Annotated in this window: 24 protein-coding genes; 6 read left to right on the plus strand and 18 right to left on the minus strand. The window is 70.2% G+C overall.

Annotated features, from left to right (window positions below; all coding sequences use genetic code 11):
* Window positions 1–30: 30 nt before the first annotated feature.
* Window positions 31–642, minus strand: coding sequence for an MlaC/ttg2D family ABC transporter substrate-binding protein (locus MFF21_RS15215; RefSeq protein ID WP_238312023.1), 612 nt, complete (start codon window positions 640–642; stop codon window positions 31–33).
* The gene (locus MFF21_RS15220; RefSeq protein ID WP_238312025.1) at window positions 633–1,736 is read right to left on the minus strand and encodes an HpnL family protein; all 1,104 of its coding nucleotides are present in this window, start codon (window positions 1,734–1,736) and stop codon (window positions 633–635) included. Before MFF21_RS15220 ends, MFF21_RS15215 begins: the two co-directional genes overlap by 10 nt.
* 215 nt (window positions 1,737–1,951) lie before the next feature.
* Between MFF21_RS15220 and MFF21_RS15225 the strand changes: the two genes are divergently transcribed.
* Window positions 1,952–3,130: an amidinotransferase gene (locus tag MFF21_RS15225; protein WP_238312026.1), complete on the plus strand. Its 1,179-nt coding sequence runs from the start codon at window positions 1,952–1,954 to the stop codon at window positions 3,128–3,130.
* 158 nt (window positions 3,131–3,288) lie between these two features.
* The gene (locus tag MFF21_RS15230; protein ID WP_238312027.1) at window positions 3,289–4,146 is read left to right on the plus strand and encodes a MipA/OmpV family protein; all 858 of its coding nucleotides are present in this window, start codon (window positions 3,289–3,291) and stop codon (window positions 4,144–4,146) included.
* On the opposite strand, the gene MFF21_RS15235 is transcribed toward MFF21_RS15230, so the two are convergent.
* The 8 genes from MFF21_RS15235 to MFF21_RS15270 all read right to left on the minus strand — a co-directional run bounded on the left by MFF21_RS15235 (window position 4,116) and on the right by MFF21_RS15270 (window position 9,541).
* A complete protein-coding gene (locus tag MFF21_RS15235) occupies window positions 4,116–4,328 on the minus strand; it encodes a hypothetical protein (RefSeq protein WP_238312028.1) in 213 nt (70 codons plus the stop codon). The genes MFF21_RS15230 and MFF21_RS15235 overlap by 31 nt on opposite strands.
* A gap of 135 nt (window positions 4,329–4,463) precedes the next feature.
* Window positions 4,464–5,075 (minus strand): glutathione S-transferase family protein, encoded by a 612-nt coding sequence (locus MFF21_RS15240; protein WP_238312030.1) that lies wholly within the window; start codon window positions 5,073–5,075, stop codon window positions 4,464–4,466.
* A 42-nt stretch (window positions 5,076–5,117) separates the two neighbouring features.
* Entirely contained in the window at window positions 5,118–6,257 is a 1,140-nt protein-coding gene (locus MFF21_RS15245) for an alpha/beta hydrolase family protein (RefSeq protein WP_238312032.1), read from the minus strand.
* 101 nt (window positions 6,258–6,358) lie between these two features.
* The gene (locus MFF21_RS15250) at window positions 6,359–6,769 is read right to left on the minus strand and encodes a response regulator (protein ID WP_238312034.1); all 411 of its coding nucleotides are present in this window, start codon (window positions 6,767–6,769) and stop codon (window positions 6,359–6,361) included.
* A 196-nt stretch (window positions 6,770–6,965) separates the two neighbouring features.
* Window positions 6,966–7,865 (minus strand): dienelactone hydrolase family protein, encoded by a 900-nt coding sequence (locus tag MFF21_RS15255; RefSeq protein WP_238312035.1) that lies wholly within the window; start codon window positions 7,863–7,865, stop codon window positions 6,966–6,968.
* A gap of 39 nt (window positions 7,866–7,904) precedes the next feature.
* A complete protein-coding gene (locus MFF21_RS15260) occupies window positions 7,905–8,300 on the minus strand; it encodes a hypothetical protein (RefSeq protein WP_238312038.1) in 396 nt (131 codons plus the stop codon).
* 128 nt (window positions 8,301–8,428) lie between these two features.
* Window positions 8,429–8,914, minus strand: a complete 486-nt coding sequence (locus tag MFF21_RS15265) for a DUF192 domain-containing protein (protein WP_238312039.1) — start codon at window positions 8,912–8,914, stop codon at window positions 8,429–8,431.
* A gap of 15 nt (window positions 8,915–8,929) precedes the next feature.
* A complete protein-coding gene (locus MFF21_RS15270; RefSeq protein ID WP_238312041.1) occupies window positions 8,930–9,541 on the minus strand; it encodes a cold-shock protein in 612 nt (203 codons plus the stop codon).
* 209 nt (window positions 9,542–9,750) lie between these two features.
* Here MFF21_RS15270 and MFF21_RS15275 point away from each other — a divergent pair, with 209 nt between their 5' ends.
* On the plus strand, window positions 9,751–10,728 hold the full coding sequence (locus MFF21_RS15275) for a heparan-alpha-glucosaminide N-acetyltransferase (protein WP_238312042.1): 978 nt from the start codon (window positions 9,751–9,753) through the stop codon (window positions 10,726–10,728).
* 91 nt (window positions 10,729–10,819) lie between these two features.
* Here MFF21_RS15275 and efp read toward each other — a convergent pair whose 3' ends face one another.
* Entirely contained in the window at window positions 10,820–11,386 is a 567-nt protein-coding gene (gene efp / locus MFF21_RS15280; RefSeq protein ID WP_238312044.1) for an elongation factor P, read from the minus strand.
* 126 nt (window positions 11,387–11,512) lie between these two features.
* Between efp and epmA the strand changes: the two genes are divergently transcribed.
* The 3 genes from epmA to MFF21_RS15295 all read left to right on the plus strand — a co-directional run bounded on the left by epmA (window position 11,513) and on the right by MFF21_RS15295 (window position 14,557).
* On the plus strand, window positions 11,513–12,571 hold the full coding sequence (epmA, locus tag MFF21_RS15285) for an EF-P lysine aminoacylase EpmA (RefSeq protein WP_238312046.1): 1,059 nt from the start codon (window positions 11,513–11,515) through the stop codon (window positions 12,569–12,571).
* Window positions 12,568–13,623, plus strand: coding sequence for a lysine-2,3-aminomutase-like protein (locus tag MFF21_RS15290; protein WP_238312048.1), 1,056 nt, complete (start codon window positions 12,568–12,570; stop codon window positions 13,621–13,623). The genes epmA and MFF21_RS15290 overlap by 4 nt, the downstream gene beginning before the upstream one ends.
* Before the next feature lie 136 nt (window positions 13,624–13,759).
* Complete coding sequence (locus MFF21_RS15295; protein WP_238312050.1) at window positions 13,760–14,557, plus strand: YdcF family protein; 798 nt, start codon at window positions 13,760–13,762, stop codon at window positions 14,555–14,557.
* Here the strand turns inward: MFF21_RS15295 and MFF21_RS15300 are convergent, their stop codons facing one another.
* From MFF21_RS15300 to MFF21_RS15330, 7 genes are all read right to left on the minus strand, one after another.
* On the minus strand, window positions 14,558–14,827 hold the full coding sequence (locus MFF21_RS15300; protein ID WP_238312051.1) for a DUF3253 domain-containing protein: 270 nt from the start codon (window positions 14,825–14,827) through the stop codon (window positions 14,558–14,560).
* Complete coding sequence (locus tag MFF21_RS15305) at window positions 14,814–15,530, minus strand: DUF599 domain-containing protein (protein ID WP_238312053.1); 717 nt, start codon at window positions 15,528–15,530, stop codon at window positions 14,814–14,816. The genes MFF21_RS15300 and MFF21_RS15305 overlap by 14 nt, the downstream gene beginning before the upstream one ends.
* 62 nt (window positions 15,531–15,592) lie before the next feature.
* Entirely contained in the window at window positions 15,593–15,868 is a 276-nt protein-coding gene (locus MFF21_RS15310; protein WP_238312055.1) for an acylphosphatase, read from the minus strand.
* Between the two features lie 63 nt (window positions 15,869–15,931).
* The gene (locus MFF21_RS15315; RefSeq protein ID WP_238312057.1) at window positions 15,932–16,780 is read right to left on the minus strand and encodes a formate/nitrite transporter family protein; all 849 of its coding nucleotides are present in this window, start codon (window positions 16,778–16,780) and stop codon (window positions 15,932–15,934) included.
* Window positions 16,781–16,854: 74 nt separating this feature from the next.
* Entirely contained in the window at window positions 16,855–17,286 is a 432-nt protein-coding gene (locus tag MFF21_RS15320; protein ID WP_238312058.1) for a gamma-glutamylcyclotransferase family protein, read from the minus strand.
* Between the two features lie 123 nt (window positions 17,287–17,409).
* Window positions 17,410–19,413, minus strand: a complete 2,004-nt coding sequence (locus MFF21_RS15325) for an acetyl-CoA carboxylase biotin carboxylase subunit (protein ID WP_238312059.1) — start codon at window positions 19,411–19,413, stop codon at window positions 17,410–17,412.
* A gap of 137 nt (window positions 19,414–19,550) precedes the next feature.
* Window positions 19,551–19,994: a hypothetical protein gene (locus tag MFF21_RS15330; RefSeq protein ID WP_238312060.1), complete on the minus strand. Its 444-nt coding sequence runs from the start codon at window positions 19,992–19,994 to the stop codon at window positions 19,551–19,553.
* Window positions 19,995–20,054: the final 60 nt, after the last annotated feature.

The following is a 20,054-nucleotide window of genomic DNA, read 5'->3' on the forward strand; positions in this document are numbered from 1 at the left end:
GAGCGGCGCGAAAGGTCGGGGAGGCGTGGTCTAGGGTGCGGGCTTGGGAGCCAGCATGCCCGCGGTGCGCTCGCGCAGATACGCCACCAGCGTCTCGGCCCCACCGGTCTTCAACGGCTCGGAGAAGCCGGCCCGCATGGAGGCGACCTCGCTGACATTGCCGTTGAGCAGAACGTCCTGGATTCGGCCCTCCGGGCTGACCACGTAGTCGACGTCGGTCTCGTCGCCGTCCTTGCTGGTCACGCGGCTGCGCACGATCCGGTTCGGGCCCTGCTCCTCGCTCTGCGGCTTGATGTCGAACTTGCCGCCGGCCGCCTGCGAGAGGCGCCGGGCGTAGAGGGCGACGAAGTAGCTGCGGAACGCCTCGGCCACGGCGCCCTGCTGCTCGGGCGTGAAGCTCTTCCATTTCGGCCCGACGGCGATGCGCGCCATGGTCGCGGTGTCGAACACCTCGGCGAAGGTCGGCCCGACGGCGTCGACGCGGCTCTTCACGTCGTTGGCCCCGCTCTTCAGCGCCGATTCGACCGTGCCGTAGAGCTTGGCGACCGTGGCGATGGCCGGGTCGTCCGCGGCGAGGACCGGGGCCGTCCCGAAGAGGAAGAGAGCTGCGGCGACCGAGAGGACGCGGCGAGTCAGGCGCATTTCTTGAACTCCGGGCGCTCGATGTCGGGCGTCCTGGCCGGCGCACTCACGACATTGGCGGCGATCCCGTAGCTGCGGCCCGGTTCGAAAATGCGGCCGAAGCGTGCCCGGATCGCATCGAAGGTTTCCGGCTTCTCGACGGCGGCCTTGCCCTCCATGGCGTGCCAGGCGATCAGGCCGGGAATGCCGATGGAGAGATCGGCGACGCGCTTGACGAGGGACAGGGCGAGGGCCGCCTCCGCGGGGATGCCGAACAGGGCGCAGAGGGCGATCAGGCCGCCCTCCTGGGCGCCGAGGGCCCCGGGAATGGCGAAGGCGGCGCCGCGCACGGCCTGGGCGAGGCTCTCGATCACCAGGGCCTCGGTGAAGCCCACCGAGAAGCCCATGGCGTTCAGGCAGACCCAGACCTCGAAGGTGCCGATGATCCAGCCGACGAAATGCAGAAGGATGGCGAGGAGCACGCGGGGGCCGTTGCCGTACATCCGGCGCAGGCTGTCGTAGAGCACGTCGACCGCGCCGAGCGCCCGCCATTCGCGGGCGGCGGCGAAGCGGGAGAGCGCCGCCTGGATCAGGCGATGCCCGCTGCGGCGCTGGATCACGTAGAAGGCGATCAAGGCCGGCACCGCCACGACGAGGCCGCCCTCGACCACATGCGCGATCGGGCCGTCGCCCGTGAGCCGGATCAGCAGGGCGAGGCCGAGCACCGTGAACAGGAGCTGCGTCACGGCCTGGGTCATCAGGTCGACGAACATGCTGGCGCCGGCCATGCCGCCGGGCGTGCCGCGCTTGGTCAGGAGGCGCGCCCCGATCAGGTCGCCGCCGACCTGGGCGACGGGCAGCAGGGTGTTGATGCCCTCGCGCACGAAGCGCAGCGACACGCAATCCTTCAGGGCCGGCCGTTCACGGGACGGGAACACGACGAACCAGCCGAGGCCCGCCCAGGCCACGGCGAGGCCGCGAATGGCGACGACGGCGAGCGCGCCCCAGCCGGCGCTGACGACCGCAGCCGACACGTCCTGCAGCCCTGAGGAGAGGAACAGCCCGACCGCCGTGCACAGTCCCGCGATCAGGGCCAGTGTGGTGAGGCGCTTCATAACCCTCTTTCATCGCACGAGGCGTTCGGGGTGTTGGATTTGCGCCGCAGCTTCGAGCGTTCACTCTCGGACAAGGCGCGGAGCGTCTTCCGAAGTTGCAGCTTTGAAAGGTGGTGTCTATCACCCGATAGACACACCGTTAGGCAAACAGGCGCTTCGGCCGGCTTTCCTGCATCATTGCGCAGCGCCTTCAAGGAACAATCTCAGAGGGAATCATGGACCGCGAGATGCCTTTCCCTGCGGAGAGCGCCCTGCTCGATGCCGGCACGACGGACTCGTCCGGAGCCTTCACCGACGCTCGGCGCGATCCCGCTCCCCGCAGCCCGGTGATGGCCTGGAACGAGTGGGACCCGCTGGAGGAAGTGATCGTCGGCTCCCTCGACGGAGCGACCATCCCGACCCACCACCTCACGGTGATCTTCAACCTGCCGCGGGCGGCCCAGCCGTTCTACCGCTTCGCCTCCGGCTGGAAATATCCGAAGTTCATGAAGAAGCTCGCTCAGGCCGAGCTCGACAACTTCATCTCGATCCTGGCCGGCGAAGGCGTGAAGGTGCGCCGTCCCGATTCGGTCGACTTCTCGAAGAAGTTCAAGGCGCCCCGCTGGACCTCCCGCGGCTTCTGCGTCGCCTGCCCGCGCGATCCCTATCTCGTGATCGGCGACGAGATCATCGAGAGCCCGATGTGCTGGCGCTCGCGCTACTTCGAGGGCGATGCCTACCGCTCGCTCTTCAAGGAGTATTTCCGGGCCGGCGCCCGCTGGACCTCGGCGCCGCGTCCTCAGTTGACCGACGATCTGTACAACTACGACTACCGGGTGCCGAACCTGAAGGCCGGCGAGCCCATGCAGTTCACGGTCAACGAGTTCGAGCCGGTCTTCGACGCGGCCGACTTCGTGCGCTGCGGCCGCGACCTGTTCGTGACCCGCTCCAACGTGACCAACCTGATGGGCATCGAGTGGCTGCGCCGCCACCTCGGGCCGGGCTTCCGCATCCACGAGATCGAGAGCCGCTGCCCGCAGCCGATGCACATCGACTCGTCCTTCATGCCGCTCGCGCCGGGCAAGGTCCTGGTCAATCCCGACTACATCGACGTCGAGAAGCTGCCGGCCGTGCTCAAGAAGTGGGACGTGCTGATCGCCCCGCGCCCTGACCCGGTCTCGGGCTTCATGAGCAAGATCTCGATGTGCTCGCCCTGGACCTCGATCAACGTGCTCGCCATCGACGAGAAGAAGATCGTCGTCGACCAGAGCCAGCCGACGCTGATCAAGGCGCTCAAGGACTGGGGCTTCGATCCGATCCCGGCGCCGTTCCTGTCCTACGGCCCGTTCGGCGGTTCGTTCCACTGCGCCACCCTCGACGTGCGCCGTCGCGGAACCTTGAAGTCCTACTTCTGAGAGGTTCGACACGCCATCGCCAAGGACGGCTGCCACCGCCGGGGCGGCCGTTCTTCACATGTCCGGTTCGTTGCGCCCCTGACACAGCGCGACTCAATCGGGATTAAACGGCCAAGCTCCCCGTGCGGCGGCGGCCCAATATGTCCATAACCGGGGGCATGGAAACAAAGCGTCCCCTCGCCCTTCCCTGCGCTGCCCTCTGCGCCGTCCTGCTTGCGGGCGGCAGCGCCGCCGCCGCCGACCTCTCCGACCGCATCGCCCCGACGCAGCCGGTCTTCACCCAGGTCGATCCCAACACCTGGATCGTCACCGTGACGGGCAACGTGGCCGCGAGCCCGCGCTATCCCGGCGCCTCGCGCTACACCGCCATCGGATATCCGTCCCTCGACATCCGCCATGCGGGCGAGCCGCGCCGCTTCTCGTCGCCCGACGACGGCTTCAGCTTCGCGCTCTACGACACCGACCTGCTGCGGCTCGGCCCGACCGCCCGCTACGTGCCGGGGCGCTATTTCGGCGACGACCAGCGCCATCTGCTCGGCTTCCGCGACGCGCGCTTCGCGATCGAGCCCGGCGTGTTCGCCGAGGTCTATCCCGTGTCGAACATCCGCGCGCGGCTGGAACTGCGCCACGGCGTCTACGGCCATCACGGCTTCGTCGGCTCGCTCGGCGCGGATTACATCCTGCCGTTCGACCGCTTCCAGTTCTCGATCGGCCCGCGCTTCAACTTCGGCGACGCGACCTATGCCCGGAAGTATTTCGGGGTCGAGCCGTTCGAGGCCGCCATCAACGGCCGCGTGACGCCCTATCGCCCGAACAGCTTCTACGCGGCAGGCGGCCTGGCCGCGCTGACCTACACGCCGAACGAGACCTGGGCCTACACGGTCTATGGCGGCTACAGCCGCATCCTCGGCGACGCGGCCGACAGCCCGCTGGTGCGCCGCCCCTTCGGCAACCCGAACCAGTTCAGTCTCGGCCTGAAGGTCGACTATTCCTTCGCGACGCCCGCCTGGTTCTGAACCGCGCGCCGATAGGTGACGTGGGCCAGGGCCAAGGCGCCGCCGATTTGCAGGAAGCCGCGCTCCCCGAGACCCTCGGGGGCGATGTGCCACTGCAGGGCGAAGCGGGTCAGCGCGTCGAGGGCGATCAGGGCGAGGCAGAAGACCGCGGCGGCGGCGAGGCTGGCGACGAAATCCGGCATGGGCGTGCATTCCCGTGGAGCCGGCTAAAGCTTAGCAATCGCCGAGCCATCCCCGCGGGCCGCCCGCGCCTCTTTCCCTGGGACGACGCGTGATCGCGGGCGGCCTGTTGCGCCCGCGACACCGAATCTCCGCCTTCAGGCTGCCGGCGGGCGCGTCGCCTGCATCGAGGGACGCTGCGCGAAGGCGTCGTACCAGGCGGCGAGCTGCGGCCGCCCCGCGCGCCAGCCGAGATCGGGGAATCGCAGGTCGAGATAGCCGAGGGCGCAGGCGAGCGCGATCGTGCCGATGTCGAGCCGGTCGGCGAGCAGCGGGACGCGCGGCTCGAACCAGTCGAGGGTGCTCGTGATCTTGGCCTGCTGCCCGTCGATCCAGGCCTGCGAGCGTTCGTTCTCGGGGCGGGCGGTCAGCTCGTAGCGGATGAGCAGCGCCGCATCGAGCACGCCGTCGGCGGCGGATTGCTCGTTGAGGGCGCGCCAGCGGGCCGGCCCCTCCATCGGGAACAGGCGATGTCCCGCTTGCGCGTCGAGCATCTCGCAGATGACCCGGCTGTCGGCGATGCCCTCGCCGGATTCGTCGATCAGGGTCGGCGCCTGCGCCAGGGGATGCGCCGCCAGGACGTTGCGGTCGCGGTTGAGCGGATGCACGGCGGCGGACAGCAGGTCGAGGCGGTCGGCGAGCCCGAGCTCGTGCGCGCAGACCATGACCTTCCGCACGAAGGGCGAACTGTGGGAGTGGAACAGCTTCATCGAGAGGGGCCTTGGGACGGGAAGATGGGGCCGGGCGCGGGCTCAGCGCGGGCCGGCTTGGGTCGCAGGGGCGGCGCGGGGCACCTCGACGGCGAGCCGCTTGACCGGCCAGCCGTCGCTCCAGCGCTGCATGTCGCCGAAGGCGGGATCCGCCTTCAGGCTCGTGGCGTCCTTGCCGGCGAAGGCCGCCGCGGCGGCCATGTCGAAGGTCCGCCAGAAGGCGAGATAGTCGAGCGTGTCGACCCGGGCATTGTTGATCTGCGCGACGAGGGTGGTCTGCTCGCCGGTCAAGGCCATGTCCGGCGACCACTTGAAGGGCGGCGCCTTGGCGTCCTTCGGCTCCGGCGGCATCTTGATCGCGCCGCCGTCATAGGCGGCATCGACGCCCGCCGGCGCGGCCAGGGTGGCGGTGAGCGCCGGGAAGCCGTGATCGTCGGAGAGCGCGCGCACGAACAGCTTGCGGTCAGGCGGCACCGTGGTCGCGCCGCGCAGAATGCGGCGGCCGGCGGCGTCGGCGGCGCGGGCGTCCTTGTCGCCGATCACCGTGACGAGGAGCGTGCCCGCCGGGATATGGGCGAGCTCCGAGAGCGGGATGCCCCGGGATTTCGGGTTGCTGGCGATGCCGCCGGGCATCGTGCCGTAGACGAGGGCCGGCGCCGGCAGCCCCGTCGCGGCGGCCTCGGCGGCGATGTTGGCGGCGAGCGGCACCCCGGCGAGATGGCCGATCACGGCGAGGCGCTTCGGATCGGGCTTGGCCTCCGCGTCGGCCGCGAGATCGTCGAAGGCCGATTTCAGCGCCCGCAGCGCGTTGGCGGTGGCGTCGGCCGGCCGGGTGCGGTTGACCTCCTGGAAGCGGGGAAACACCACGAGCCAGCCGTTGCGGGCGAGGTGGTCGATCCAGGCGCCGTAGGCCTGCGGATTCGGCGCGCCCCAGGCATGCAGGAACACCGCGACGGGGCGGCCGCCCTCCGGCGCCGCGCCCGCCTTGTAGAAGACGAAGCTCCCCGCCCCGGCACGCCCGATCCCCACTCCGCGCTTGACGATGCTCGCCGCCTTGTCGCCGATTCCGCCCGGGCCTTCGGCCGGCTGGCCGGGCGGGGTCGCCGCCTCGGCCGTTCCGGTGAGCAGGAGCGCCGCGACCAGCAGGCTGGCCGCACGGATGAAAGGAGTGGTCAGGCGCATCCTCGGCTCGATCTGGGGCGGGCACTCACGGAAGGGGGCCTTCATAACAGATTCAACCCCGCTGACGACGGCGCCCCGACCGCTGTCACCGTTGTCCCCGCTCACCCCTCGTCGTCCAGGGGGCGCTGATGGCGCGCCGCCTCCTCGAGCCAGGCCAGGATCTCGGGCGCGCGCCAGGGTTTCGGGATGAAGGTCGCCGAGACGCGCAGGTCGCTCGGCTGGTCGCCGGCCTCGCCGGAGGTCAGCAGCACGCGGACCCTCGGCCAGGTGACGCCGATGATGCGGGCGAGCTCGAAGCCGCCGATCGAGCCCGGGGTGCGCACGTCCGAGAAGACCACGTCGACCTCCTCGCCGCGGTCGTTGAGGATGGCGAGCGCCCGCTCGGCGGTCTCGGCCTCGATCACGGCGAAGCCCGTCTCCTCCAGCATCTCGGCCGCGAGGAATCGTTCGTCGGGCTGATCCTCGACGACGAGGATCACCGGCTTCCTTTCCGCGTGCGGAAGGTCAGTCATGGCGCCCGTCACCCATGGCCCTGCTTCACTCTCCGACGTCCGGCGGAATCGCGCCGCTCGCCGAAGCCGCTCTCCGACGCAGTGCAACGATAGGCTCTTGCGCCGCCGCGTCTGTGTTGAAGGGGCAACTACGCGTGGAATTATCGCGGAGCCTACGCGCGGCAAGCGCTATGGCGCCGGGCATTTCAGCCGCCGTTCAGGCGACGCCGTGGGCCTTCAGGAAAGCGAGCGCCTTCGCCCAGCCATCCTCGGCCGCGGCCTTGCGGTAGCTCGGGCGGTAATCGGCGTGGAAGCCGTGCGGCGCCTCGGGATAGACCACGAGCTCCACGCTCCGGCTCGCCGCCCTGGCCTTGTCGCGGGCCTCCTCGACGGAGGCCACGGGAATGCCGCTATCGGCCCCGCCATAGAGGGCGAGCAGCGGGGCCTGGATCTCGGGGGCGACGTCCCCCGCCGTGCGGGGCTGGATCGGCGTGCGCTCTCCGCCGAGGGGGCCGTACCAGGCCACCGCCGCCTTCAGGTCGGCCCGGTGCGCGGCATAGAGCCAGGCGCCGCGCCCGCCCCGGCACCAGCCCATCGCCCCGAGCCGCGACAGGTCGCCACGGGAGGCCGAGGCGGCCCAGGCCGCGGCCGCGTCGAGATCGCCGATCCACTGGGCGTCCGGCGTCTTCGCGATCACCTCGGCCACGATCTGCTTCACGTCGGTCATGGTCGAGAGGTCGCCCTGGCGGGCATAGAGTTCCGGCGCGACGGCGCAGTAGCCGGCCTTGGCGAGGCGCCGGCAGATGTCCTTGATGTAGTCGTGGACGCCGAAGATCTCCTCGATCACCAGGATCACCGGGAAGGGCCCCTCCCCCTTCGGCACGGCGTAGTAACCCGGCATCGGGCCGTCGGCGGCCGGGATTTTCACCTCGCCGGCCTCGATCCCCTCGGCATCGGTCCGGATCACCTGCGCCTCGACGCGGGGCGTGGCCAGCGTCAGGCCGGTGATCAGGCTCGTCATCACGAAGCCTCGCCGGGAGAAGGGTTGCGGCACCAGGCCGTCCAATCCGCCGAGGTTCGGCGCCTCGTCCTCGCGCCGCACGCTGTCCTGCTGCATCGCTACACCTCCCGTTGCGGGGGATGTAGCGCGAGCCCGTCAGGCGGCGACGGCGAGGCGCTTCGTCTCTTCGGAATCCTGCACGAGCACGTCGCCGAGGGCGACGAAGCCTTCCGGCACACCGCCGCGCAGGTTCGGCCTCAGGCCGAAGCCGATGGCGAAGGAGGGGGCGAGATGCGCGTCGCGGGCGATGCCGAAATGCTGAAGCGCCTGCACGAAGGCCTCGCGGAAGAAGCGCGGCGTGCACCAGCCCTTCTCGGCGAGATGAAGCGGCCAGTTCCAGAGGCCGTTCTCCCGCCGGGCGCCCAGAACGTCACGGGCGATGAAGTAGAGCGTGCGGCGATGCTCCATCCCGTCCTCGGTCACGCGCCATTCCGCGTTCTCGAACAGCACGGCTTCGCCGGCGACGTCGTCCAGAAGCTCCGTCTCGTCCATGAGCGCCCCTCCGTGATTGCCGCAGCCTCGACCGAAGCAGATGGGAACATTCATGGAACATAGGAACGCATCGCTTGCGGGGTCAAGCGTTTGTTCACGATGCGTTCGATAATGTCGCGGGTTGGCGCCTATCGGGCGCCGAACATCCCGTGCTGCACCCGGTCGCCCGCGCGGATCCCGAGCTTGGCGGCGACACCGGCATTCAGCTCCAGCACGCCGAGCACCGGCTCGCCCGAGGGAATGATCTTGGTCGACAGCGGCTCGGTGTCCGCGGCGACCCGCGCCACCGTCCCATCCGCGCGGATGAACACCATGTCGAGGGGCAGATAGGTGTTCTTCATCCACATGGTCACGGGCTGCGGCTGCTCGAAGTCGAACAGCATGCCGTGATCGGCCGCCATCGAACGGCGGAACATCAGGCCGCGGGAGCGGTCGGCATCGTTGCGCATCACCTCGACGGCGAAACGGTGCGGGCCGTTCTTCGAGACGATGGTGAGCGGCTCCGTCGCGGCCTGCCCGGCCTCCTGGGCCACGGCAGCGGGCCCGTGCAGCAGGGGCGCGGCCGCGAGTCCGGCGAGAAGGGCGAGGCAGATCGTCCGGGCGAAGCGTCTCATGGGTGCCTTGAAGCGTCAGTGGGAAGCCGGAAGCGCCCCTTCGACGAGGCGGACTTCCGCCGCCATAGCACCCTTCGAGCCATCGCCGTAGCGCACGAGCACCTGCTCGCCGGGCTTCAGCTCGGCGATGCCGAAGCGGCGCAGGGTCTCCATATGCACGAAGATGTCCGGCGTGCCCTCGCCGCGACTGAGGAAGCCGAAGCCGCGCAGGCGGTTGAACCACTTCACCACCGCCGTCTCCAGGCCGCTCGTCGGCGTGACGCTCACATGGGTGCGCGCCATCGGCAGCTCGGAGGGGTGGATCGCCGTCGACTGGTCGAGGGAGAGGACCCGGAAGGCCTGCCAGCCGCGCGCGCGCCGCGCCGCCTCCACCACGATGCGCGCGCCCTCGCTCACGCCCTGATGCCCGTCCCGCCGCAGGCAGGTGACGTGGAGCAGCACGTCCGGCGAGCCGTCATCCGGCACGATGAAGCCGAAGCCCTTCGAGACGTCGAACCACTTGATGCGCCCGGCTACCTCGATGAGGTCGAGGGGACGCTCGGCCTCGCCCTCCGTCTCGGCGCGGCGCGCGTCCAGGTCCGCGGACGAGCGGGAGCCGGCCGGCTCGGAACCTGGATCGTTCGACATCGACTCTACCCGTATCGAATCGCTACACGCACTTCGGAAGACAGATTAACAAAGTCCAGACTCTGCGGAAGCCCGTTTGGCCGGCAGCCTTGCCTGCCGATGTTGCTTTTCCCGAGTTGCCGGCTCTCCACGACACACGTTCGCGAGAGATCGGAGGTCGCCCCGCGGGTCCGTCGCAACCGCGCGGGCGAGATGCTACTGCCCGGGCGATGACCGAGCCGGCCCTCGCCTCCCCTCCCCGCACCCGCATCGACGCCCTCGACGCCGCCCGCGGCGCGGCGCTCGCCGCCATGGCGCTCTACCACGCCACCTGGGATCTCGGCTTCCTGCAGCTGACGCCCGAGAATTACGCGCTGACCGGCCCGGGCCACGTCGCGGCGCATCTGATCGCCGGCAGCTTCCTGAGCATCGTCGGAATCGGGCTCTGGCTCGCCAACGGGCGCGGCCTGCGCTGGCACCCCTTCCTTGCCCGGCTCGCGCGCATCGGCGGGGCGGCCCTGGCGATCACGGCGGCGACCTGGTGGTGGTTTCCCGACGCCTACATCTTCTTCGGCGTCCTGCACTGCATCGCCGTGGCCAGCCTGCTGGCGCTGCCCTTCCTGCGCCTGCCGCCCCTGGTCACGGCGCTCGTGGCCGCGGCCGTCGTCGCGGCGCCGTTCTGGGTCCGGCACGCGCTGCTGGAGGAGCCGGTCCTGTCCTTCCTGGGGCTGCGGACGATCCCGCCGCGCACCAACGACTACGTGCCGCTCTTCCCCTGGTTCGGCCTCGTCCTCCTCGGCCTCGCGGCGGCGAAGGCCGGGGCGCCGCGCCTGCTGCGCGGGCCGCTCGGGCGCTGGCAGGCCCGGAGCGGACTTGCGCGCGCGGCATCCTTCGCCGGGCGCCACAGCCTCGCGATCTATCTCGTCCACCAGCCGCTGCTGCTGGCGATCCTGTCCGGCATCGCCTTCCTGACCGGGCCGCATCCGCGGGCGGGGCTGCCCCAGTTCCAGCGGGACTACGCCGCCCAATGCGAGCGCACCGGCGGCCGCCCGGACGGCTGCCGGATCGCCGCCCGCTGCACCGGCGCGGCCCTGCGCCGGGAGGGCCTGTGGGGCCTCGGCGGCTTCACGCCCCTCGAACGCCAGAGGGCGCAGGCCCTGTCGCAGGACTGCTACGAGGCCGCCACCGGGAACGGGATGGCGCCCTGAGGCGGCGGAAACGAAAACGGCGCCCGATCGCGCTGGGATCGGGCGCCGCTTCGGATCGCGACGGGCGGGCCTGCCGGCGAGGCCCCGGACCTCAGTCCTTGGCGCGCTCCACGTAGGAGCCGTCGGCCGTCATGATGACGACGCGGGTGCCGGTGGTGATGTGGGGCGGGACGCTCGTCTTCACGCCGTTCGAGAGGATCGCCGGCTTGTAGGAGGAGGAGGCGGTCTGGCCCTTGGTCACCGGCTCGGTCTCGACGATCTCGAGGGTGACGCGCTGGGGCAGCTCGATGGCGAGGGGGGTGGCGTTGTGGATCGAGAGCATCACCGCCATGCCCTCCTGCAGGTAGGGGGCGGAATCGCCGATCACGTCCTCGGGCACCGCGATCTGCTCGTAGTTCTCGGGGTTCATGAAGTGATACCCCTCGGCGTCTTGGTAGAGGAAGGTGTGCTCCCGGTCCTCGACGAAGGCGCGCTCGACCTGCTCGGTGGTGCGGTAACGCTCGGAGACCTTCACGCCGTCGGTGATGCGGCGCATGTCGAGCTGGGTGACGGGCGTGCCCTTGCCGGGGTGGATGTTCTCGGCGGTCAGGATGACGTAGAGCTTGCCGTCCTTCTCGACGACGTTCCCCTTGCGGAGCGTTGAGGCGATCACCTTCACGGGTTTGGACCTTGCTTTGACGAAAACGACGACGGCTCCCGAGGGTTCTGAGAACCGCGGAAGCGAAATTCCTGCGCAGCCCCTAACCTATCCGTGGCCTCGAGGCCAGACGGAGACCGTCCGCTCTTGAGCAGCGCCCCCTCCCCCTGGTGGTCGCCGGCCGTGCATGCCGACCGCCGCCCGCTCCTGATGGCGCGCAGCCGCATCGCGGCGCAGATCCGCGCCTGGTTCGCCGCGCGCGATTTCGTCGAGGTCGAGGCCGCGGCCCTGCAGGTCTCGCCGGGCAACGAGGCGCATCTCTCGGCCTTCGCCACGCAGGCGCTCCTGCCGGACGGCAGCAGCGACGCGCTCTACCTGCACACCTCGCCGGAATTCGCCTGCAAGAAGCTGCTCGCGGCCGGCGAGCCGCGCCTGTTCAACCTGTCCCACGTCTTCCGCAACCGCGAGCGTGGCGCCCTGCACCATCCCGAATTCACGATGCTCGAATGGTACCGGGCGGGGGAGAGCTACGACGCGCTGATGGCGGATTGCGCCGGCCTCCTCGCCCTCGCCGCGGAGGCCGCCCATGCCGGCAAGCTGAGCTGGCGCGGGCGCGAGGCGGATCCCTTCGCGCCCTTCGAGCGCCTGACCCTGGCGGAGGCCTTCGCGCGCCATGCCGGCATCGACCTCCTGGCGACGATCGATGCGAGCGGGGCGACCGATCGGGACGCCCTCGCCGCGGCGGTCGCGGCGAGCGGCCTGCGGGTGGCGCAGGACGACACCTGGGCCGACCTGTTCTCCCGCGTCCTCGTCGGGCTGGTCGAGCCGCATCTCGGCCTCGGGCGCCCGACCATCCTGTGCGAGTATCCGGTGAGCGAGGCGGCGCTGGCCCGGCCGAGCCCGGCCGATCCGCGGGTGGCCGAGCGCTTCGAGCTCTATGCCTGCGGCGTCGAGCTCGCCAACGCCTTCGGCGAGTTGACCGACGCGGCCGAGCAGCGCCGCCGCTTCGAGGCGGAGATGGTGGAGAAGGCGCGGGTCTACGGCGAGCGCTACCCGATCGACGAGGATTTCCTGACTGCGCTCGCCGCGATGCCCGAGGCCTCCGGCATCGCGCTCGGCTTCGACCGGCTCGTCATGCTCGCCACCGGCGCCCCGCGCATCGACGACGTGATCTGGACCCCCGTCGCCCGGGGCGTGCCGGCATGACCAAGCCCCTGCGCAGCCCGGCCGATCTCGCCCGGGCCGGCCTCGTGCGGGCGGAGGACCTGCCCGGCCTCGAGGCGGTCGCCGCCCGCTACGCCGTCTCGGTCACCGCCGACATGGCCGCGCTGATCGAGCGGGACGACCCCGCCGATCCGATCGCCCGCCAGTTCCTCCCGCGGGCGGAGGAGATGGAGACGCTGGCGCAGGAACGCGCCGACCCGATCGGCGACGACGCGCATGCGCCGCTGCCCGGCATCGTGCACCGCTATCCCGACCGCGTGCTCCTGAAGCCGCTGCATGTCTGCCCGGTCTATTGCCGGTTCTGCTTCCGCCGGGAGCGCGTCGGCCCCGCCGGGCTCGGCACCCTGAGCGAGGCGGAGCTCGCCGCCTGCTTCCGCTACGTCGCGGACCATCCGGAGATCTGGGAGGTGGTGGTGACGGGGGGCGATCCCTTCGCCCTGTCGCCGCGCCGCCTCGGCCAGATCGCGGAGGCCCTCGACGCGATCCCGCATGTGAAGGTGCTGCGCTTCCACACCCGGGTGCCGGTGGTCGATCCGGCCCTGGTCACGGCGGCGCTGGTGGCCGCGCTCCGGCGCTTCCGGGGCGCCGTCTTCGTGGCCCTGCACGCCAACCATCCGCGGGAATTCACGGAGGACGCCCGGGCCGCCTGCGCCCGGCTCGTCGATGCCGGCGTGCCGATGGTGAGCCAGAGCGTGCTGCTGCGCGGCGTCAACGACGACCCGGCGACGCTGGAGGCGCTGATGCGCGCCTTCGTCGAGAACCGGATCAAGCCCTATTACCTGCATCACGGCGACCTCGCCCCCGGCACCGGGCATCTGCGCACCGAGATCGCCGAGGGGCAGGCGCTGATGCGGGCCCTGCGCGGCCGGCTCTCCGGCCTCGCCCAGCCGACCTACGTGCTCGACATCCCCGGCGGCCACGGCAAGGTGCCGGTCGGCCCGGATTACCTGCGCCGCGAGGGGGGCGCCCTCCACGTCACCGACCCGTCCGGCCGGGAGCATCCGTATCCGCCGCCGGTCGCCGAGACCGGGTAGGCGCAACAATCGGTCCACCTCGGCCGTTCTGACGGCGCATCCCGGATCCGTGCCCCGAGATGGATGCGCCGCGAGGCTTTCCATGGCTGATGAGACAGGCCCGTCGCACGGGCGCTCCCCGCGATCCGGAAAACCGATGTTCTTCCCTCTCTCGAAGCTCGCCTTCTTCGCCTTCACCCCGTCGAACTTCCTGATTCTCCTCGGGCTCGTCGGGGCGCTGCTGCTCTTCACCGAGATCGGGCGCGGGCTCGGCCGCGTGCTCTGCCTGGCGAGCCCCCTCGCCCTGCTCTTCGCGGGGCTGGCGCCCCTCCCCAACTGGTCGATGCTGCTTCTGGAACAGCGCTTCCCGGCCTTCACGGATGACGGGAGGCCGGTGACCGGCATCATCGCCCTCGGCGGGAGCATCGAGACCACCACCTCGGCCGAGCGCGGCCAGCTCAGCCAGAACGATGCGGGCGAGCGGGAGATCGCCTTCGCCGACCTCGCCCGGCGCTATCCCAAGGCACGGCTGCTCTTTTCCGGCGGCAGCGGCAGCCTGCATCCGGGCACGGTCACCGAGGCCGAGACGGTGAGCCGTCACGCCGATACGCTGGGCCTGCCCCGCGACCGCCTGATCCTGGAGCAGCGCTCCCGCAACACCCGCGAGAACGCGATCTACTCGGCCCAGATCCTCCAGCCGAAGCCGGGGGAGCGCTGGCTGCTCGTCACCTCCGCTTGGCACATGCCGCGGGCGGTGGGCTGCTTCCGCAAGGCCGGCTTCGACGTGACCGCCTATCCCGTCGATTACCGCACCGGCGGCCCGCAGGCGGCCTTCCGCTTCCAGACCTTCGCCTCGGACGGGCTCTACCAGTTCGACATCAGCGTGAAGGAATGGGTCGGCCTGATCGCCTACAAGCTCGCCGGCTATATCGACGACTGGATGCCGAAGCCCTGATCACGCGTCCCGCGGCAGGCCGAGCCGATAGATCCCCCGGAAGTCGTCGGGGTCCGGCACCGGCTTGCCCTTGCGCAGGATCGCGATGCGGCCCTCCTTGGTCAGCCGCACGGCGACCCGGCGCACCGGCTGCATCAGCGGTCCCCAGCCGTCCGGATGCGGACCGCCGAGGGCGCGGGCGACCTCGGAGGGACAGACCGTCTTGTCGGCCCCCCGTTCGGTGACGAGGTGGAGCAGCGTCTCCTCGATCGCGCTGTCAGCGGGCTTCATGGGGCTCCTCCTCGGCGAGCAGTTCCCGCCGGATGCGCGAGGCGAACTGGCGGCGCCACATCACCAGCACCACGCAGGCGGTGGCGACCATCAGCACGGGCGCGCTCACGAACCAGCCGAGATAGGCGAGCGCGAAGAAGAACGCACGCTGTCCCTTGGCGAAATGGCTGCCGGCGGCGACGTTCATCGCCGCCGCCCGCCGCGCGGCCCGGTGCATCGCGTCCAGCGAGGCGCCCGAGCCCTTGGGCGGGATCGTGCCGATCAGGATCGCGCCGTAATTGAACAGGCGATAGGCCCAGGCGAATTTGAAGAAGGCGTAGACGAACACCACCGCGAGGCCGGCGACCTTGATCTCCCAGGTCGCCCGCGAGGCGACGGTGCCGAAGGGCAGCGCCCCGAACAGGGTCAGCACGTCGTCGCCCGAGCGCGACAGGGTGAGCACCGAGCCCAGTGCGATCAGCGAGGTCGAGGCGAAGAAGGCGGTGCCGTTCTGTAGCGAGGCGTTGATGGTGGTGTCGACCACCCGGTTGTCGCGGCTGACGATCTGCTCGGCCCAGAGGCGCCGCTGCCGGTTCATGAGCTGCGTCAGGCTCAGGCGCCCGCCCCTGCGCCGCTGCACGGCGACGGCGTAGCCGAACCACGACGCGATGAAGAACAGGAGCCCCGCGAGGTCGAGAAGCGAGAAGGCGTGCAGATCCCACATGGCCGATGGCGACGAGAAACGATGGGCCAGCGCCTAGCACAGGCCGCGCACCCCGTGTCACGCTAATCCGTCACCGCGAAGCCCTGGGTGAGGACGGGCTCGGCCGGCTTCGTCGCCACGTCGGCGACGCGCGCGGCGGGCGGGCCCTCCCGGCATTCGGCCAGCATCGCCTGCACGGCCTCCTCGGGGCCGGAGAACACGGCCTCCACCGTCCCGTCCGCCTGGTTGCGCACCCAGCCGTCGAGGCCGTGGGCGAGCGCCCGTTCCCGGGTCCAGGCCCGGTAGAACACCCCCTGGACCTTCCCGCTGACGACGACGTGGACGGCTGTCTTGCTCAAGCGGCCATGCTCCCGGACCGGGGATCGGTCCGGGCGCATGGTCGATGCGGAGCGTGGGGTTCGTCAATGCACCGCCATCGCCGCGGAGGCGGGGCTCGCCTCGCCGCGGCTGGGGGCGGCGGCCTTCGGGCGGTAGGTCAGGTACCAGGCCAGCGAGATGAACAGCACGCCGCCGGCGAAGTTGCCCAGCGTGACCGGGATCTGGTTCCAGACCCACCATTGCTCGAAGGAGATCGGCGCGCCGAGCATCATCCCGGCCGGGATCATGAACATGTTGACCACGGCGTGCTCGAAGCCCTGGGCGAAGAACAGGAAGATCGGCAGCCAGGCGCCGAAGATCTTGCCGAAGGTCGAGGTCGACATCATCGACATGGTCACGCCGAGGCAGACCATCCAGTTGCACAGCATCGCCTTGACGAAGCAGGTGATCATCCCGGCCGTGCCGAGGTTCTGGTAGACGAGCGTCTTGGCCTGGCTGATCTCGACGATCTTCTTGGCGACCGGGTTCGCGTCGATGCCGGTGTGCCAGAAATTCGTCAGCGCGATCACGAGCAGCAGGGCATAGAGCAGGCTGCCGATCAGGTTGCCGAGGAAGCCCCAGGCGAAGTTGCGCATCATCGGCGCGACGGCGATCCGGCCCTCCATGTAGGAGAGCATCAGGATGCCGAAATTGCCGGTGCAGAGCTCGAGCCCGAGGCAGACGATCATCACGAAGCCGACGGGGAAGATGATGGCCCCGGCGAAGGGCACGCCGGTCTGCACGGCGCCGGTGACGGCGAGGCTGGTGGCGATGCCGAGTAGGGCCCCGGCCATCATGCCGCGCACCAGCATGTCGCGGATGGGGAGATCGGCGCGCACGACGCCCGAATCGCTCATGGCCTTGGCCATCTCGGCGGGTTTGACGAAATCCATGGAGGCGTCCTTCCGGTTGGTTCGTGACCGGAGGAGAGGCACGATCGGTGCCATGGATTGTGCGCGAGCGAATCTTATCCTTGCGCGCGCCGCATCCAGCTCTGCAATTCCTGAATGTAGGGCCCGGGGAGCTGCGCCGCCCGGGCCGCGGCGAGCACCGCGTCGAGATAGCCGGGCCGCGGAATGCCGGCGGCGGTGCTGCGGCCGAGATAGATCAGCGCGCGCTTGATGCCCGTCTCGGTGACGACGGGCTGCGAAGCCTTGAGGTAGAGCCCGCTCGCCACGCCCTCGTAACGGTCGAGCGCCGGCACGTCGGCGAGCGCCAGGTCCCACAGCACGCCCCAGACGGTGGAGGCCGGCGCCCGCACCACCGAGGCGTAGCCCTCCTTCATCACGATGAAGCGATGGCGGTTGAGGCGGCCGCGCCCGATCAGCCGCGAGGCCGGGCAGCGCAGGGCCATCGCGGCGGCATCCATGTTGGCGCCGTAGGCGAAGTAGAGGGGCATGGAGGGCGGTCTGTCGCCTGTTCTCCGGGCATCCGGATGGGAGGGCGCACGGCCGGGATCACGATGGGCGCGACGGCGATGGCGTTCATCCCCGTCGCGCGCCGAAAGCCGCGGGCCGTCCGATCAGGCGAATTCGAGGATCACCTCGTCCACGGCGAGGCTGTCGCCCTCCTTCGCGGCGATCTTGGCGACCGTGCCGTCGCGCTCGGCGCGCAGCACGTTCTCCATCTTCATCGCCTCGACGATGGCCAGGGGCTCGCCGTTCTTCACCTCCTGGCCCTCGCTGACCATGATCTGCTTCACGAGGCCGGGCATCGGGCAGAGGAGCTGCTTGCCGGAGCCGGCATTCTCCTTGACCGGCATGAGGGCGGCGAGCTGGGCCTCGCGCCGGGTGAAGACCCGGGCCTCGGCGGCGGCGCCCGCATGCTGCAGGAAGACGCCGTTGAGGAGCGGGCGCACCTGGATCGCGACATGCTTGTCGCCGACATGGCCGGACCAGACCGGCTCGCCCGGGCGCCAGTCGCTGCGCACGGTGGTCACGGTGCCGTCCTCGGCGGTGACGACGAGGTCGGTGCCGATCGTGTCGACGGTCACGTCGCTCGACTGGCCGGCCAGCACCACCACCCGCTCGCGCTCGAAGCGGAGCAGGCCGGGATCGCGCATCTGGCCCGAGATGCCGCGCTTGCGGATGTTGAGCTTGTGGTCGATCGCCGCCGCGACCGCGGCGAGCCGCCGGGCGACCTCGCCCGCGGGCTCCGGCGGCACGAAGCCCTCCGGGAACTCCTCCTTGATGAAGCCCGTGGAGAGCCGGCCCTCGCGCCAGCGCTCGTGGGACATCAGGGTGGCCAGGAAGGGGATGTTGTGGCGGATGCCGTCGATGGCGAAGGCGTCGAGGGCCTCGGCCTGGGCCTCGATCGCCGCGAGGCGCGTCGGCGCCCAGGTGACGAGCTTGGCGATCATCGGATCGTAGTGGATCGCGATCTCGCCGCCCTCCTCCACGCCCGTGTCGTTGCGCACGATCGCGTCGCCGGAGGGGCCCTCGGCCGGGGGCTGGTAGGTGGTCAGCCGGCCGATGGAGGGCAGGAAGTTGCGGGTCGGGTCCTCGGCATAGACGCGGCTCTCCACCGCCCAGCCGTTGAGCGTCACGTCCGCCTGCGCCAGCGGCAGCGCCTCGCCGGCGGCGACGCGGATCATCAGCTCGACGAGATCGAGGCCGGTGATCATCTCGGTGACGGGATGCTCGACCTGGAGGCGGGTGTTCATCTCCAGGAAGTAGAAGGACTTGTCCTGGCCGGCGACGAACTCGACCGTGCCGGCGGAATCGTAGTTCACGGCCTTGGCCAGGGCGACCGCCTGCTCGCCCATCTTGCGGCGGGTCTCCGCGTCGAGGAGCGGCGACGGGGCCTCCTCGATCACCTTCTGGTTCCGGCGTTGGATCGAGCACTCGCGCTCGCCGAGATAGATCACGTTGCCGTGCTTGTCGCCGATCACCTGGATCTCGATGTGGCGCGGATCGGTGATGAACTTCTCGATGAAGACACGGTCGTCGCCGAAGGAGGACGAGGCCTCGGACTTGGCGCGCTCGAAGCCTTCCTTCACCTCGCCGGCCGATTCGGCGATGCGCATGCCCTTGCCGCCGCCGCCGGCGGAGGCCTTGATCATCACCGGGTAGCCGATCTCGTCGGCGATGCGCACGGCGTGGTCGGCATCCTCGATCACGCCGAGGAAGCCCGGCACCGTCGAGACCTTGGCCGCGGCCGCCGCCTTCTTCGACTCGATCTTGTCGCCCATCGCGGCGATGGCGCCCGGGTTCGGGCCGATGAAGACGATGCCGTGCTCGGCCAGCGCCTTCGGGAAGGCCTCGCGCTCGGAGAGGAAGCCGTAGCCCGGATGCACGGCCTGGGCGCCGGTCTGCTTGCAGGCCTCGATGATCTTGTCGATCACCAGATAGGACTGCGCCGCGGCGGCCGGGCCGATATGCACGGCCTCGTCGGCCATGGCGACGTGGACGGCATCGCGATCGGCATCGGAATAGACCGCCACCGTCTTGATGCCCATCTTCCGCGCCGTCTTGATGATGCGGCAGGCGATCTCGCCCCGGTTGGCAATCAGGATCTTTTCGAACATCGCGCGCCGCACTCGTGAGGAAACGGTCTTGGATAGCGCCCCTCCCCAGGGCGCCGGACCGGTTCCCGATAAAGCACTTGCAACGCGGACGGAAGCTGCGCCGCTTGCTTCCGGAAAATGAATACAATCCTCGCTGGTCAGGCCGCCAGCAGAAGGCGCGGACGCTCCGCCCGTTTGGGGTCGCGGGTCCAGCGATTGGCCTCGAGGGCGAAGGCGATCAGCGTCTCGTCGCTGGCCTGCGCCTCGCGCACCACCTCCATGGCGATTCGGGCGCCGGTGCGGGTCGGGCCGGAGCCGCCGCCGATCGAGCCGGCGAGCCAGGCGGCGGTGCCCTCGTCGATGTAGCCGGTCGGGCGCTCGCCCCACACGGCGAAATCGATCATCTCGGCCACCAGGAAGTCGGCGAAGGCGGGCGCCGTCTCGGAGACGGCGCGGTCGAGGGCGATCAGCAGGTCGGCTTCGTCGCGGGAGGCGAGGCCGTAGGGCATCACGTCCCGGCGCAGCAGCGCGAGGTCCTCCTCGGTGAGGCGGCCGGCCTCGACGATACGGTTACAGAAAAGTTGCAGAGAAGCGTTGAACATTTGCTGATGCCTCCCCGGCGTTTGTTTGTGCCGGTCTTTGTCCCTGTGTGTCTCCACTAT

Source organism: Methylobacterium organophilum, from assembly GCF_022179465.1.
Classification (GTDB): Bacteria; Pseudomonadota; Alphaproteobacteria; order Rhizobiales; family Beijerinckiaceae; genus Methylobacterium; species Methylobacterium organophilum.